The 14,466-nt window shown below is 58.7% G+C and carries 14 protein-coding genes; 9 read left to right on the forward strand and 5 right to left on the reverse strand.

Annotation, left to right across the window (positions count from 1 at the left end; all coding sequences use genetic code 11):
- Positions 1 to 14: 14 nt before the first annotated feature.
- A complete protein-coding gene (locus RYC18_RS12040; RefSeq protein WP_005778067.1) occupies positions 15 to 917 on the reverse strand; it encodes a DMT family transporter in 903 nt (300 codons plus the stop codon).
- A gap of 136 nt (positions 918 to 1,053) precedes the next feature.
- Between RYC18_RS12040 and RYC18_RS12045 the strand changes: the two genes are divergently transcribed.
- Positions 1,054 to 1,929, forward strand: coding sequence for an AraC family transcriptional regulator (locus RYC18_RS12045; protein ID WP_005746031.1), 876 nt, complete (start codon positions 1,054 to 1,056; stop codon positions 1,927 to 1,929).
- Here RYC18_RS12045 and RYC18_RS12050 read toward each other — a convergent pair.
- Genes RYC18_RS12050 through RYC18_RS12060 form a run of 3 tightly spaced genes read right to left on the reverse strand, consistent with a single transcriptional unit; the run spans position 1,918 to position 4,156 of the window.
- A complete protein-coding gene (locus RYC18_RS12050; protein ID WP_005746032.1) occupies positions 1,918 to 2,250 on the reverse strand; it encodes a DUF3325 domain-containing protein in 333 nt (110 codons plus the stop codon). The two genes, RYC18_RS12045 and RYC18_RS12050, sit on opposite strands and share 12 nt — an antisense overlap.
- Positions 2,250 to 3,791, reverse strand: coding sequence for a PepSY-associated TM helix domain-containing protein (locus RYC18_RS12055; protein ID WP_005778064.1), 1,542 nt, complete (start codon positions 3,789 to 3,791; stop codon positions 2,250 to 2,252). The genes RYC18_RS12050 and RYC18_RS12055 overlap by 1 nt, the downstream gene beginning before the upstream one ends.
- A 20-nt stretch (positions 3,792 to 3,811) precedes the next feature.
- Positions 3,812 to 4,156, reverse strand: a complete 345-nt coding sequence (locus tag RYC18_RS12060; protein WP_005746035.1) for a DUF3649 domain-containing protein — start codon at positions 4,154 to 4,156, stop codon at positions 3,812 to 3,814.
- A 202-nt stretch (positions 4,157 to 4,358) separates the two neighbouring features.
- On the opposite strand from RYC18_RS12060, the gene RYC18_RS12065 reads away from it, so the two are divergent.
- The 6 genes from RYC18_RS12065 to RYC18_RS12090 all read left to right on the forward strand — a co-directional run bounded on the left by RYC18_RS12065 (position 4,359) and on the right by RYC18_RS12090 (position 11,250).
- Positions 4,359 to 4,862, forward strand: a complete 504-nt coding sequence (locus RYC18_RS12065) for a sigma-70 family RNA polymerase sigma factor (RefSeq protein WP_005746036.1) — start codon at positions 4,359 to 4,361, stop codon at positions 4,860 to 4,862.
- Positions 4,859 to 5,836, forward strand: coding sequence for a FecR domain-containing protein (locus RYC18_RS12070; RefSeq protein ID WP_005746037.1), 978 nt, complete (start codon positions 4,859 to 4,861; stop codon positions 5,834 to 5,836). Before RYC18_RS12065 ends, RYC18_RS12070 begins: the two co-directional genes overlap by 4 nt.
- Before the next feature lie 430 nt (positions 5,837 to 6,266).
- The gene (gene fecA / locus RYC18_RS12075) at positions 6,267 to 8,615 is read left to right on the forward strand and encodes a TonB-dependent Fe(3+) dicitrate receptor FecA (RefSeq protein ID WP_122258158.1); all 2,349 of its coding nucleotides are present in this window, start codon (positions 6,267 to 6,269) and stop codon (positions 8,613 to 8,615) included.
- Positions 8,616 to 8,889: 274 nt separating this feature from the next.
- Positions 8,890 to 9,318: an HPF/RaiA family ribosome-associated protein gene (locus RYC18_RS12080; protein WP_002552231.1), complete on the forward strand. Its 429-nt coding sequence runs from the start codon at positions 8,890 to 8,892 to the stop codon at positions 9,316 to 9,318.
- Between the two features lie 927 nt (positions 9,319 to 10,245).
- Entirely contained in the window at positions 10,246 to 10,578 is a 333-nt protein-coding gene (locus tag RYC18_RS12085; RefSeq protein ID WP_002552230.1) for a DUF3509 domain-containing protein, read from the forward strand.
- A gap of 339 nt (positions 10,579 to 10,917) precedes the next feature.
- The gene (locus tag RYC18_RS12090) at positions 10,918 to 11,250 is read left to right on the forward strand and encodes a YXWGXW repeat-containing protein (protein WP_002552229.1); all 333 of its coding nucleotides are present in this window, start codon (positions 10,918 to 10,920) and stop codon (positions 11,248 to 11,250) included.
- A 59-nt stretch (positions 11,251 to 11,309) separates the two neighbouring features.
- Here the strand turns inward: RYC18_RS12090 and RYC18_RS12095 are convergent, their stop codons facing one another.
- A complete protein-coding gene (locus RYC18_RS12095) occupies positions 11,310 to 11,798 on the reverse strand; it encodes a phosphate-starvation-inducible protein PsiE (RefSeq protein WP_002552228.1) in 489 nt (162 codons plus the stop codon).
- Positions 11,799 to 12,226: 428 nt separating this feature from the next.
- Here RYC18_RS12095 and RYC18_RS12100 point away from each other — a divergent pair, with 428 nt between their 5' ends.
- Together RYC18_RS12100 and wecB are read left to right on the forward strand one after the other, a co-directional pair.
- The gene (locus RYC18_RS12100; protein ID WP_005615333.1) at positions 12,227 to 12,493 is read left to right on the forward strand and encodes a YebG family protein; all 267 of its coding nucleotides are present in this window, start codon (positions 12,227 to 12,229) and stop codon (positions 12,491 to 12,493) included.
- Positions 12,494 to 13,190: 697 nt separating this feature from the next.
- The gene (gene wecB, locus RYC18_RS12105; protein ID WP_005746045.1) at positions 13,191 to 14,447 is read left to right on the forward strand and encodes a non-hydrolyzing UDP-N-acetylglucosamine 2-epimerase; all 1,257 of its coding nucleotides are present in this window, start codon (positions 13,191 to 13,193) and stop codon (positions 14,445 to 14,447) included.
- Positions 14,448 to 14,466 lie beyond the last annotated feature (19 nt).

Genomic DNA, 14,466 nt, shown 5'->3' on the forward strand with positions numbered 1-14,466 from the left:
GTATGAACATCGACTCAGGCCAGTTTGCCGCCGACCAGGACGGCAACCGGTCTGGTCTTCCTGAATACCAGCACGTTCCCCGCCATCACCAGCACAAGCCCCAGCAAGGCAGCCGCGGTCCACTGGTAGCCTTCGACCCACGTCGAGATGTTCAGCGCCACAATCGGAAACAGCACAGTGCAATAAGCTGCGCGTTCCGGCCCCATGCGCCCGACCAGGGTCAGGTAGGCGGTAAACGCAATCACCGAGCCGGGAATAACCAGAAACAGCAGTGAGCCTACGTAACGCGTGTTCCATTCGAAGGTGAACGGCGTGCCGCTGAGCAGGCAGTAGAGGCCAAGTATGGTCGCCCCGTAGAACATTCCCCACGCATTGGTGGTCAGCGGACGCAGGCCGGCTTTCTGTTGCAGGCTCGACAGCATGTTGCCCGCCGAGAAGCACAGTGTGCCCAGCAGGGCCAGGCCCAGACCGATCAGGGTCTCGCGGCTGGCGCTGTGCCCGGACAGCTCGGGCCAGAACAGACACGCCAGCCCGAACAGGCCCATCGCGCCACCGGCCATAACATTACCGGCGATTTTCTGGCGAAAGAATACCCGCGCATTCAGCGCATTCCACAGCGTCGAAGTCGAGAACACCACCGCGATCAAGCCGCTGGGTATCCATTGGCTGGCCGTGTAGAAACACATGAAGTTGACGCAGAACAGGCACACGCCTTGCGCAAGACAAATCAACTGACCACGACGGTTGACCGGTTGCAAGCGCTTTGTCAGCAGCAGGAATGCGAACAGCACCAAGGCTGCCAGCGCGAAACGATAAACGATCGACACCGGAATCGCGACATCGCCGAGTTGAAGTTTCAGGGCGATCCAGGTCGTCCCCCAGATCAGCACAGTCAGCAGATAAAGCGAAATGTTCATGGTGCAGGCTCCTTGATGAGCCATCAGTCTGCTGCGTGCCGGTCTGCCAGCGCTTGCACAATCTTGCGCATTTGCGTCAGGCGCTACTGGCAGCGGCGTCGCCAGCGAGTAGGATACAAATCCTAGAGGAATCGTCATGCCAGCCATTGAATCCATCCAGGTCTTTCAGGCCCTGAACAGCTCACCCAATGCCAATCTGGAGCAGAGCGCGCCGCTGGGCGACGGGTTGGTGGCGGCGTTGTGGAACAATCGGCATGACTCGCAGGAATATCACGCACCGACCCACCATACGCTGTCGTGCTATATCGAGGACGGTACCGGGACTTTTCGGCGCGGCAGACCCGACCAGAAAGGTGCGCCGGGCAAGCTGTGCATCTTGCCTGCCGGTCATGAGTCCGCCTGGGTGGTGAACGGCGAGATCCGTCTGGCGCATCTGTATTTCAGCCCGGAACAGTTTGCGCTGGGCTGCGTGACACTACTGGATCGCGAGCCGCGCGAGATGCAACTGCGGGAAAACACCTTTCTGGAAGACCCCGCACAAGCCGCACGCTTCCGGCAGTTGATTCGCCTGAACTGGGCAGAGCCCGGCGAGCGTCTGCTGACCAGCAGCCTGGCGCACGAGATGGTCAGCCATGCGTTGCTCAGTCAGGTAGGGCTGCGCGAAGGTTTACGTCTGAAAGGCGGCCTGGCGCCGCACCTGCGGCGGCATCTGGTGGACTTCATCGAAATGCACCTCGCCGACCCGTTGAGCCTCGGCCAACTGGCAGGCCTGTGCGCGCTGTCGGAATATCACTTCGCGCGAATGTTTCGCGAAAGCTTCGGCTTGCCGCCACACCAGTACTTATTGGCGCGACGTATCGAACAGGCTCGCCAGTTGTTGCGCAGCACCGGCAAGCCATTAGGCGAGATAGCGCTGGCCTGCGGCTTTGCCAGCGCCAGCCATTTCAGCAACAGGTTTCGTCAGGCCGTAGGGGCCACGCCGGGCGAATACCGGCTGGCGTTAAGCCAATAATTGACTCACGGCTGCCAACGGGCTGAGCAGCACGCCACAGCCTGCCAGCGCCAGCACCCAACGCGGCCGGAACGGCAGCAGCGCAACCAGCAACACCGCGCTGCTCATCAATGCGGCGAACCAGTGCACGGTGCCCATCATCCAGCCATCGGCCTGAACCGCCGCCCATGACGACAACAGCAGCGCGCCCCAGCCGACCAGCTTGAGCGCCCGACGCCGCCGTTCGGTCAACGGGCCTTTGAGCAGTTCACTGTAATGGCGCGCCATGGACAGGCACAGGCAGGTAAAACCTACGTAGCACAACAAGGCAGCCAACAGCATCAGTGGCTCTCCCGAGGTATGGCTTGCAAGGCAACGCGGGCTGTTTCTGCGGCGGGTAGCGCTTTGAATTTCAGCGCTGCCCAGCCAAGGAACAGCCCCGTGACCAGCGCCGTCAGGTCAAAGGCCGTCATTACCCAGCTTCCCGACATCAGCGAACCCAGCAGATAGCAGCCGCTGGTCAGCAGATCGAGCAGCGGCAGCCCGGCAAACAGCACCGCGCCCAGCCCCAGTTGTTCGCGCCATGCGCTGCGCCCTTTGCGCACCAGGGCGTGCAGCACTGACAACGCCCAGCATGTGAAGAACACGCTGACTTCCCAATCGGCACGCCCGATGAAACCCGAAGGCAGCAGACGATTGGCCCAGAAGAAGCTGGCCACGGCAATCATCAACCCGGACATGCTGGCGATGTTCAGCACTTCCACCAGACGCAACTCCAGTGGCAGCACGCCGTTTTTGGCGTGCTTGAGCTGACGCTTGCCCAGCCACATCACCAGCCCGGTGCCGATCATTGCGGTTCCGGCCATCCCGAAAATGAAGTACAGCCAGCGCAGCAGCGGCTCGGCGAAATGGCCTACATGCAAACCGTACATCCCGCTGGAAATCAGCAGCGCGACGGGCCGCTCGGGTACTTCGTTCAGCAACGCGCCGCTCGCCCCGCTGAACGTCAGCGCGCCGCCCCGATCCGGCACGATGCTGCCCTTGTCATCACGCGTCAGCAGAACCGTGGCGGTGCTGTCGCCCGGATTATTGACGATCACCCGACCCACCTGCCCGCTGTCCCACTTCGCGTTCGCCGCATTGACCAACGGCGCAAGTGCCACCAGCGGCGCAGGTTTGCCTTCTCGCTTGAGCATTTCCGGGGTCGGATAGGCTTCGCGGTAGAATGCCTGAACCGTGTCGTACTGGCTGAGGATGCTCGCGGGCATCACCATCGACATGAAGATCACCAGACTGCTGTAAGTGATCATCAGATGGAACGGCAACACCAGCACGCCAAGCGCGTTATGCCCATCCAGCCAGGAACGCTGGCCCTTGCGTGGACGAAACGTGAAGAATTCCTTGAAGACTTTTTTGTGAATGATGATGCCGGTGATCAACGCAACGAACATCACCATCGCGGCGCTCGTCGCCAGCCAGCGCCCCCAGGGATAAGGCATCTGCAGTTGATAGTGAAAACGGTAGAAGAAATCACCGCCGCGCGTGTCTCGTGCCTGCACCTCGCTGCCGGTTTGCGGGTCGAGCAGCTTGCGCACGAAGTTGTTGCGTTGGCCCTCCTTGCCTTCGGGCAGCCAGCCAACCGTCAGGCCCGGCGTGCGCTCGTCCGGCAGACTGATGAACCAGCGCGTAGCCCCGGCGGCGTGGCTTTGCAGATAATCCTGAGCCCGCTGCACGCTGGCACCGGCATCCAGAGCGCGCACCGGAATTTCCGGCTGCATCCACTGGGTAATTTCATCTTTGAAGTAGGAAAGCGTGCCGGTCAGAAAAATAGCGAACAACAGCCAGCCGAACAGTAAACCGACCCAGGTGTGCAACCAGGCCATCGACTGACGAAAACCCTCTTTCACAATAGCCACCGACCGCAGGCGCAGGCAGCCGCCAGCAATGCGCACGGCGCCAGCACTCCGACCCAGGCCTGCAATGCTGTGCGGCAGGCAAAACACCAGAGCACCGCGACCAGATAAACCAGAAAGGACAGCATCATGCCTGTCACCACTGCTTCGGCGCGGGGGATGGGCAGCCACTGCGAAACGCAAATACTGACCACTGACGCGAGCAGATAACCGGCAAACACGGCCGCCAGCGCCCGCGAGGTAACGGCAAGCCGATAAGCAACCGTCAGGCCCTTGCTTCTGGCTTTCGCCATGCGTTTTTCCGGCAGCGAACCGCTTGCGGTGGTGACATCCATCAAAGGGTCTTCATTGATTCATGAAACCTGGGAAGCCGGATCACGAGCCCTCGGGAAGAGGCCGCGATGAATGCCAGCTGTTTGCGCCATTCGTCCCTGAGCAAGACAAATGAACCGCAATATTAATGATAAATATTCTCATACGCAAAAGAGTCTGCCAGAATCCACGCCATCAACGAGTCCCCGTGGATTGTTCCCTGTGATGCCCATCGCCCACTCCGCTCTCAATCACACTGTCGAAAGCCTGTACAGGGCACACAACACCTGGCTGACGACCTGGTTGCGACGCAGGCTCGGCTGTCCGCACAGCGCAGCGGATCTGGCCCAAGACACCTTCATCAAGGTATTGGGCGCGCGCGATACGCCGCAGATCATCGAGCCTCGCGCTTTTCTGACGACGATTGCCAAACGTGTATTGTGCAATCACTACCGGCGTCAGGACCTGGAGCACGCCTACTATCAGGCGCTGGCTGAGCTGCCGGAATGCGTGGCACCTTCGGAAGAAGAGCGGGCGATCATTCTCGAAACCCTGGTGGAACTCGATCAACTGCTGGACGGCCTGCCGGTGCTGGTCAAGCGAGCATTCCTGATGTCGCAGGTCGACGGGTTGAGCCACGGCCAAATTGCCGCCGAACTGGGCATCTCCATCGCAACGGTCAAACGCCATCTGAACAAGGCCGCACTGCGCTGCTATTTCGCCTTATGAACCCGAACAATGAGTCCTTGAACAAATCCGACATCTCGCCTGGCGTGGCGCAGCAAGCGGTCGGCTGGCTGCTGGAAATGCAGGAAGGCACGCTGGATGCGCGTCGTCAGCAGGCCTGGCAACTCTGGCTCAATGGCAACGCTGAACATCAACGGGCCTGGGCGCATATGCAGCGGGTCAATCAGCGCCTTAGCGGGCTGTCTTCGCCGCTGGCGCATGCGGCACTCAATGCGCCGAAATCCGCCAGCCGTCGGCACGCTCTGAAACTGCTGTTGTTGCTGGGCGCAGGCTCGGCAGCGGGTTGGAGCCTGCGCGAGCAGATCGCCCTGCAACCCTTGCTGGCTGACTACAACAGTGGCGTTGGCGAGCAGCGCAAGGTTGCATTGAGCGATGGCAGTCAGGTGCAGTTGAATACGGCCAGCGCGGTCGATGTGCGTTTCGATGCACAGCAGCGCCTGATCAAGCTATTACAGGGCGAAATCCTTATCAGCGCCTCGGCGGACAGCCGCCCGCTGAGCCTGCTGAGCACCGAAGGCGCGGTCAGGGCGTCGACGGGGGCCAGCCGTTTCAACCTGCGCCAGCTGGACGGGCGCACGCAATTGGCGGTGTTTGCCGGAGCCCTTGAAATAGCCCCGCTCGGCAGGAGCGGTCCGGGTTTGATGCTGCGGGCCAGCCAGCAAGCGACCTTCAGTCGTGACGCCTGGGACAGCGTGAAACCGATAGATGCGGGCAGTGGCGCGTGGGCGGACGGGATGCTGGTGGCGTCGCGCATGAAGCTCTCCGACTTCCTTGCCGAGCTGGGTCGCTATCGACGCGGTCGTTTGAACTGCGACGCGAAAGTGGCCAACCTGTTGATCTCCGGCAGCTATCCGCTGGCCGACAGCGAGCGCATCCTCGACATGCTGGAACTCGCCCTCCCGGTGCATGTACAACGCTTCACCCGGTATTGGGTGAACGTGCAGGCGCGGGTTTGATGTCTCCTCAAATGCTGACCGCTCGCTCCTGCGTTCCAGTGTTTATGGAGATACCGAAATACGAGGCTGAAACCACGCTGGCTATCGTTCCCACGCTCCGCGTGGTAACGCAGTTCGTGACGCTCCGCGTCACACAACTCTGCGATTCAGTGAGATTTCGGCTCGACTCAAGTCACCTTTTCGCCCTTCGGCGAGTTACTTTGAAGGGGCCAAAGTAACCAAAGCCCCTCGCTCCTGTTTCCGGCCCGACTTCGTCGGGTTCCTTCGCCCTGTCACTGATCCGGGGGGTCGCCAAACGCATCACCACGCGAGGCGCGGGTACGATAATCAAACCCGGAAAAAATAATTTCAAAACCCGTGAGCCGTTTTCTGTTGCTCGCGTGACAGACAGGGAAAGCATCTCTCAACCTTCCGGTCAAAGGACTCCTGCATGTCAGCCCGCCCTACTCAACTTTCACCGCTGGTGCGTACGTTGCGCCATGTCATTTTCGGTGCCAGCCTTTCGGTCGGCAGTCTGTCGATGGCGCAGGCTGCCGAGGTGGCACCCAAGGCGTATCACATTGCGCCAAGCGAGCTTGAAGCTGCGCTGAGCCAGTTCGGTCGAGAGTCCGGTGTGTTGATTTCCTATGGTTCGCAAATCACCAGCGGCCTGAAGAGCCGAGGCCTGGAAGGTCAGTACACGCCCGAACAGGGCCTCAATGCGTTGCTCGAAGGCACCGGGCTGCAGGCCCTGGCTGACGGCAATAACGGCTTCACCCTGCAGCAGGCCAACGCCGCTGGCGCGCCGATCGAGCTGGGTGTGTCCACCGTGGTCGGCGACTGGCTGGGTGCCGCGCAGCAGACCAACGTTTTCGAACACCCCGGCGCACGTGATGTGATCCGTCGTGAAGAATTCGAGCGTGTCGGCGCAACCTCGGCGCGTGAAGTGCTCAATCGCATCCCGGGCGTCAATGCCCCGGACAACAACGGCACCGGCAGCCACGACATGGCGCTTAACTTCGGCATTCGTGGCCTCAACCCGCGTCTGGCGTCACGCTCCACCGTATTGATGGACGGCATCCCGGTGCCGTTCGCACCTTATGGTCAACCGCAGCTGTCCTTCGCGCCGATCAGCATGGGCAACATGGACGCGGTCGACGTGGTGCGTGGCGGCGGTGCTGTGCGTTACGGCCCGCAGAACGTGGGCGGTATCGTCAATTTCGTGACCCGTGCCATCCCTGACGCACCGACCCTCAAAGGCGGCATACAGACCGAAACCAGCCCGTCGTCCAGCCACGATGGCTTCAAGACCACCGGCAACCTGCTGGCAGGCGGCACGGCGGACAATGGTCTGGGCGGCGCGATTCTGTATTCCGGCGTACGCGGCGGTGACTGGCGCGAGCACAGCGATACCCAGATCGACGACTTGATCCTCAAGGGCAAATACCAGATCGACGAAGCCAACAGCCTCAATGCCATGGCGCAGTATTACGATGGCGAAGCGCAGATGCCCGGCGGCCTGAACGTCAGGGATTACGATGCCGATCCGTACCAGTCGACGCGTCTGAAGGACAAGTTCTGGGGCCGTCGCACCATGTTCAACTTCGGCTACCGCTATGAAGAGGATGCGCGCGTCTTCACCGCCAACACGTTCTTCACCAAAACCCTGCGCAGCGGCTATCTGGATCAGGGCAGCTTCGTTTCCCTGTCGCCCCGCGAATATTGGGTACGCGGTCTGGAAACGCGCTTCTCGCAAGGCTTTGCACTGGGCGAGACCTGGCATGAAGTGGGCGTCGGTTACCGCTACGTCAACGAAGCGGGTCACGAACTGCGCTATCGCGAACCGGTGACCGGTAACCTGCCGACTACCGCCAGCCGCAACGACCGTGACACCCGCGGCGCGACTGAAGCGCATGCGTTCTACATCGATGACCGTATCGACATCGGCAAATGGACCATCACGCCCGGCGTTCGCTACGAGATGATCGACACCGCGCAGAACAACAATCTGACCAACGCCCGCTATCAAGGCGACTACAGCACCGCACTGCCAGCGCTGAATGTGCTTTACCACCTCACCGACACCTGGAACCTGTACGCCAACACCGAAGGCTCGTTCGGCAGCGTGCAGTACAGCCAGATGCCTAACCGCGTTACCGGCGATGAAGTCAAACCGGAAAAAGCCCGCACCTGGGAGCTCGGCACGCGCTATGACAACGGCAACCTGCGAGCCGAGATCGGTGCATTCCTGATCAACTTCGATAACCAGTACGACAGCAATCAGACCAACGACACCGTGATCGCACGTGGCGAGACGCGTCATCAGGGGATCGAGACCAGCGTCAACTATGCGCTGGAAGGCCTGAGCCCGGTATTGGCCGGTTACGATGTCTACGCGAGCTACGCTTTCGTTGACGCGACAATCCGTGAAGACGGCCCGAACAAAGGCAACCGCGTGCCGTTCTCGTCAAAGCACAAGGGAACGATGGGCGTCAGCTACACCGAAGGGCCGTGGAAGCTGAATTTTGATAGCTCTTTCCAGAGCGACCAGTTCGCCGACAACGCCAACACAGCGGCCGAAAGCGCCGACGGCAGCACTGGCAAGATCCCTGGTTACATGCTGTTCAGCACCCGCGCCAACTACGACTTCGGCCCGCAATTGTCGGACCTCAACGTGGCGGTCGGGATGAAGAACATCTTCAACCGCCAGTACTACACCCGCTCGTTCGACGACAACAACCGTGGCAAATATGTCGGCGAACCGCGCACGGTGTACGTACAGACGTCAGTCGCATTCTAGTTCCCGGACGCCAGAGCGTGAGAGAAGTGTTCTCCCGGACACCTCTCGTTCCTCACGCTCCGCGTGGGGATGCCGTTCTGGACGCTCTGCGTCCGCTCCTGATTCTCAGCCTTGAATCAGGGCGGCCATTTTTTGCTGCGAAATATTTCTTACACATTGGGGTTGAATTGTCAGGCCATTGCCGCCAACACTGTGAATGAGCGCAAACGAAATCGATTCCGCAAGGAATCACGTAGTCCAGCCTCGCACGAGCAAGCCCTAATAAGGATTAACTATGCAAATCCAGGTCAATAGCGATAATCACATCGAAAGCAGTATCCGACTGGAGGAGTGGGTTCGTACCACCGTTGAAAGCACGCTCGAACACTACGATGAAAACCTGACCCGCGTGGAAGTCCACATCCGCGACGAAAACGGCGACAAGCCTGGCCCGCACGACATCAAGTGCCAGATGGAAGCTCGCCCCAAAGGACACCAACCTATTTCTGTTTCCCACAAGGCCGATACGGTAGATCAGGCTGTGGACGGCGCTGCTGTAAAACTCGATCACGCCCTCGAGCATCTGTTTGGCAAACTGCGCGGCAAACGAGGTGCCGCACCGATTATCGCCGAACAGGATGAAGATCCGGTCAGCCCGGACGCGCTGCTCGAAGAAGAATTTCTGGAAAAAGAGCAGGAGAAAGAAGCCGCTCGTCTGACCTGATGTTCCACTGACACGTTTTGCAAAAAAAGGGCGAACCGGCAACGGTTCGCCCTTTTTGTTTGCCATGGATTGTTCCCCATGAGCAGGCAAGCGCAGCGCTCCACGCACGCCGACAATCTGTCGACCAGCGTGCCCGACATACTGTTGTGCCCCAATCAGTGCGCACCACAAACGCTCGCTGCACAGCTTTGGCCACCTCGCACCATCGCTCGCCTCGCAGCCTTCTCGATCGCCGGTCGCCGTCCATCGAATTTAACATGCAGCACCGGGCAGCCTGAGCGCTGCATCTGACAGCAATTGGCGAGCAAAAAATCATGCCGCTCGCCTACATGAGCAGTCGGCTCAGCCCTTCATACGACAAGCGTTCAACACTCACCCCGCCGCTCTGCAGCAAGACGGTCAACGTCAGGACCTGGACAGCAGGCGAGTACGGTTTCGACCCGTCTTTACGAATCTCTGACGCCAGAATTCGGTTGTCGGAGTGTCAGACAATCACTCAAAAAGTCGTACGCAAACTGCATTCGCGAAAGGAGCAGGCCATATCCGGGAAGTGTTCTCCGCAGCTTTTCGAGAGCACGTTTGCCGGCCGGATCGACCGCTTCGCATTGCAGCAAAGCAAGCCGTGAAGCACCTACGATGGGCTCCCGTTCAACGTCCTCTCGCGCATCACCCATGCAATATGGCCCGAACCATGCAGTGTCCTGTAGTACGCGCCACGAGGCCGGCCATCAGGACGGCCACCTCCAGGCGCGGACTCACGCCGTGGGTGCGTTAAAGCGTCTTAAACGAAACCTCTCATCAACGCGAAAGACGACAGCAAACCTGTCAGCAGCAAGCGAAGGAGTAACGCAACCGCTGATCAGTCGTCGAGAACCAAAAGGACTATTACCCGGTCAACTTATGCAGACCATTTAGCAGGTGAATGATATGGACAATCCTTTTCAGATGATCACGGATACTTTTCACCCCGACTATCGGGTGAATCTGAGCATTCAAGGGCTGGACGGCAGCATCATGCTGACCCTGTCCAATGAATGCGGAGTCGTTGCCAAGCGTCTGATCAGCGCAGCGCAACGCAATGACCCGCAACGCCTGCGCAAGCTTATAGAAAGCGTGCAATTCGGCATCGCCATCGAACGTGGCGAAAGCGCGATCAAGATTCTTGCAGCGATGACCGACGGTGCCACGCTGAAAAAGACACCCGGTCCGGCCAATGGTCTGTGGTCGCAGAGTCAGGCCGCGGTGAATGCCGGGGTTTGACGGGGGGGTCTCTTCTTCCGGTTCAGTGCCTTAGATGGCGCTGAATCGGTATGGAATTTATTGATGCCGTTTTTTATCAGTTACGTTGATTGAATATCTTCAGCGGCGTGTATCGCGGCCGATTGGTCATCAACTTCAAGAAAAACCCCATACTCGCCATGCCCCCTTATGCAGCCTGCAAGGCCTGAAAAATCAGGCACTTCGCCATCAATCTCCCTCCCGCCTCTTCAGCAAAAGTACAGATACATCCTGATACAACAACTCTTGCGCAGAAACATTCGAGCGACTGGGCACTGCGTTCAGCGCCACTGCACCTGCGGATGATTCCGAGGAGGCAACATGTTCTTGAGGTATGGGGTATTGATCGCATCACTTGCGATAGCGTCAGGCTGTGTCGAAGAGCGGGTAGTCCATGAGCGACCACACGTACATCATGAATACGTCGAAGAAGTCATCGCGCCGCAACCACCCCCTGAGCGGGTAATCGAAGTGGAACCAGCGCCTCGTCCCGGCTACATCTGGGCGCGCGGTTACTGGCACTGGAACGGGCAGCGTTTCGTGCCGGTTCATGGTCACTGGGAGGCGGAACGACCTGGCTACCACTACGTGCATCCGCACTGGGAAAGCGCCGGAGACGGCTGGCACTGGCATGCCGGCGTGTGGCTTAACTGACAAGCGACTTCCATGCAACATGCTGGCGGCATCGATCACCGATGTCGCCAGTGTCTCGATCAGATCTCGCCCTTCTCCTCCGTCACCGCGCCTTTGACCGCGCTGGACGAATCGGGAATCTTCGCCGACGGGTATTTGTAAGACGCGTAGCGCACCACCAGAATTGCAAACGCCAGCAGCAGAATGCCGCCACACAGGTAGATGATGCCGATGTCCGGCGGGTTGTGGTGGGACACGTCGGAAATCAGCAGGCGGGTCAGTGCAGTGATCGCAACGTAGATCAGGAAGCGCACGGGCATGTGGTTGGTCTTGAAATAAATCCCGGTCATCGCCCCCAGTTCCAGGTAGATGAACAGCAGCAGGATGTCATCGACCGTGACGTTGCCTTTCTCGACCATACCCAGGAATGCAACCACTGACGCCCAGGCAGTGATCGCGCCAATCGCGAACAGCGCCAGAAAGTGAAAGCTCTCGACGCAGAGATTACCCAGTGACTCGGCCTGGCCATGCACGCGGTGTCTTATCTTTACTGCCCATTTGTTTCCCATGACGCTCTACCTCTGAACCTTCGTTTATGCCGACCGGATGATGCCGGGTACTCGTGACACCTTTGTGGCCTGCTTTTTAAAGCAGGAACAGGGCCATAGGCTATGGTTGAGAGCGCGACGGGTTGTCGCAAGGCACATTTGCGGCGCAAAAAAGATGCTTAAACGCCACTATTCAGAGAGGGGTTGATTGGTGCAGCCTTTTTACTGTATAAAAACACAGTAATCAAGAAATCACCTTCAACGCCGATGCGTCGGAGAGCGGCCTTCATGCAGACCCTCATTTGGATATGCATGCAGCGCCCCGCTAAACCTGACCGGCATGCTGGTCTTGCAGGATCACTGCTTTTGCATACCCGCTGGTCAGAGCGTGAAGCGCTGAACGTCCGGGTCTAGCCCCTTTCAACACTGGATAACACGACGAGGCCAAAATGGCTGTTGAAACCCTTTACCGCAGCACCCGCGATCTGGAGACTACTTTCGTGGACCGTAAACTCGCCGATGCGCACGATCAAATGCTCGAGCTGGCCGAGCTTCTCACCGACGTCCTGATCAAGAACGTGCCGGGCATCTCGGAGAAGCATGCAGAGGATGCGAGTATCTACATGGCGAAAAATCGCGCCGTCTTTGCCGCCGCCTTCAAAAACAACGCGACTGCACTCAGTGAGCTGTCGGAGCCTGCCGAGTCAGAAGGCTGATTGCGTTCTGCACCGCGACCCCTCATTCGGAGGGGTTCGCTAATCATTCTCATTTAATAACTGGGCAACTGTCCGCATTGCTGCTACAACTCAATAGTGCAGCTCACTTAACTTTAGCGGTATGTAAGCTATTCCTTAACATCTCGTTCACCTGCAGCGCATCACACTCGTTACAAAAGCAAAGTTCCACACTGTCATTATATCAGCGCCATTTTTGTGAACCCCTTCGCTTTTCCTGTCATTAATCAGGCGTCAGTATTCTGCTGTAGTGATGCACGCCACAGCACGGCTATTTTTGTTGGAACTTTTTGCCATCATGGCGACTTTTAGCACATTAGCGACCTTTGAAAACAGCCTGACCGACGCTATCATGCGCCCGCAAAACCCCCGTATTCATTGGGCAAAACGGATTTTTCAAAAGTTATAACCCTGAACTGACCATCCTGAAAAACCAAAGTTCCTGAAAACTATTACTTTGAAAAATAGTTAATAAAACATTTTGCTTTATTATTTTGTTCTGCTAATAATCCCGACAATTCCGGGTAACAAGGCACATTGCTACATCACATTGAAGTGAATATCGAGCTATGCACTCCGATCTTCCCCGCCCGAGAAACTCATTAACTCGCCAGCTGGCCACGCTGCTCTCAGCCTGGCTTTGCTATTGCGCGGCGCGCTCAAAGCGCGGGAGGAAATAATGGCTGGTCAGCAACCCAGGATGAAGGTCCTTTCCATTTTCGGTACTCGCCCAGAGGCCATCAAGATGGCTCCGTTGGTCAGAGCACTGGCCGCAGAGCCGGGTATCGATTCGAGAATCTGCATCACCGGGCAGCATCAGAGCATGCTGCAACAGGTGCTGGACATGTTTGAGCTCAAAGCCGATTACAGCCTTGATGTGATGCGCCCCGATCAGACGCTGAATTCCCTGACCGCGGCGCTTTACGCGGCTATCGATCCGATTCTGGACGAGATGAAACCGGACAAGGTGCTGGTTCATGGCGACACAACCTCAGCAATGGTGGCGGCCATGTCGGCCTTTCATCGCCGCATCCCCATCGGCCACGTCGAAGCCGGTTTGCGCACCGGTGACATCCGTCAGCCATGGCCTGAAGAGATGAACCGCCGCTGCATCGATCTGATTTCCGATCATCTGTTTGCACCGACGGCCGAGTCGCGCCGCAACGTGCTGGGCGAGCGCCTGCAAGGTATCTCGTTCGTGACCGGTAATACCGTGATCGACGCCCTGCACCTGACCGCTCAGCGGATCGACAGCAACCGCCAGCTGCGCCACGCACTGGATCGCCAGTTTTCCTTCCTGGTACCTGAACGCAGGGTGTTGGTGGTGACCGGGCATCGGCGCGAGAATTTTGGCGACGGCTTCCTGAACATCTGCAAGGCGCTGGGCGAACTGGCCCGACGCGACGACATACAAATCGTCTACCCGGTGCATTTGAACCCCAACGTACTGGGGCCGGTCACCGAGCATCTGGGCGATTTGCCCAACGTGCACCTGATCAAGCCTCTGGATTACCTGTCGTTCGTGCGCCTGATGCAACGCGCCCACGTCATCCTTACCGACTCCGGCGGCGTGCAGGAAGAAGCGCCGTCGCTGGGCAAGCCGGTTCTGGTCATGCGCGATGTCACCGAGCGTCCCGAGGCAGTCGCCGCAGGTACCGTACGCTTGGTGGGCACCGAGACCGACGCGATCATTCGCGGCGTGAACGCCCTGTTTGATGACGACGCCCTGTGGCAGAGAGCCTCCCATGCCGCCAACCCTTACGGCGACGGCAAGGCCAGTGCGCGCATCGTCGATGCCCTGATGGGTCGTCCGGTGGATGAATTTGTCGCCGAGCTGCCGCGTTATCGCACCGACCCGGTCGATGTGCAGCTCGACACGCTGATCCAGCCTCAACTTCAGCACCAGCATGCCCAGATGCGCTCGATGGCAAGTTAGCGAAAACACGCGCAGGTAG

This window comes from Pseudomonas syringae group sp. 247E2 (assembly GCF_032587795.1).
GTDB lineage: Bacteria > Pseudomonadota > Gammaproteobacteria > Pseudomonadales > Pseudomonadaceae > Aquipseudomonas > Aquipseudomonas amygdali.

Bases quoted from the DNA above. Each gene is read 5' to 3' on its own strand.
- RYC18_RS12040 (WP_005778067.1), bottom strand. From the start codon at position 917: ATGAACATTTCGCTTTATCTGCTGACTGTGCTGATCTGGGGGACGACC.
- RYC18_RS12060 (WP_005746035.1), bottom strand. From the start codon at position 4,156: ATGGATGTCACCACCGCAAGCGGTTCGCTGCCGGAAAAACGCATGGCG.
- RYC18_RS12070 (WP_005746037.1), top strand. From the start codon at position 4,859: ATGAACCCGAACAATGAGTCCTTGAACAAATCCGACATCTCGCCTGGC.
- RYC18_RS12045 (WP_005746031.1), top strand. From the start codon at position 1,054: ATGCCAGCCATTGAATCCATCCAGGTCTTTCAGGCCCTGAACAGCTCA.
- RYC18_RS12065 (WP_005746036.1), top strand. From the start codon at position 4,359: ATGCCCATCGCCCACTCCGCTCTCAATCACACTGTCGAAAGCCTGTAC.
- RYC18_RS12100 (WP_005615333.1), top strand. From the start codon at position 12,227: ATGGCTGTTGAAACCCTTTACCGCAGCACCCGCGATCTGGAGACTACT.
- RYC18_RS12050 (WP_005746032.1), bottom strand. From the start codon at position 2,250: ATGCTGTTGGCTGCCTTGTTGTGCTACGTAGGTTTTACCTGCCTGTGC.
- fecA (WP_122258158.1), top strand. From the start codon at position 6,267: ATGTCAGCCCGCCCTACTCAACTTTCACCGCTGGTGCGTACGTTGCGC.
- RYC18_RS12085 (WP_002552230.1), top strand. From the start codon at position 10,246: ATGGACAATCCTTTTCAGATGATCACGGATACTTTTCACCCCGACTAT.
- RYC18_RS12080 (WP_002552231.1), top strand. From the start codon at position 8,890: ATGCAAATCCAGGTCAATAGCGATAATCACATCGAAAGCAGTATCCGA.
- RYC18_RS12055 (WP_005778064.1), bottom strand. From the start codon at position 3,791: ATGGCCTGGTTGCACACCTGGGTCGGTTTACTGTTCGGCTGGCTGTTG.
- wecB (WP_005746045.1), top strand. From the start codon at position 13,191: ATGGCTGGTCAGCAACCCAGGATGAAGGTCCTTTCCATTTTCGGTACT.
- RYC18_RS12090 (WP_002552229.1), top strand. From the start codon at position 10,918: ATGTTCTTGAGGTATGGGGTATTGATCGCATCACTTGCGATAGCGTCA.
- RYC18_RS12095 (WP_002552228.1), bottom strand. From the start codon at position 11,798: ATGGGAAACAAATGGGCAGTAAAGATAAGACACCGCGTGCATGGCCAG.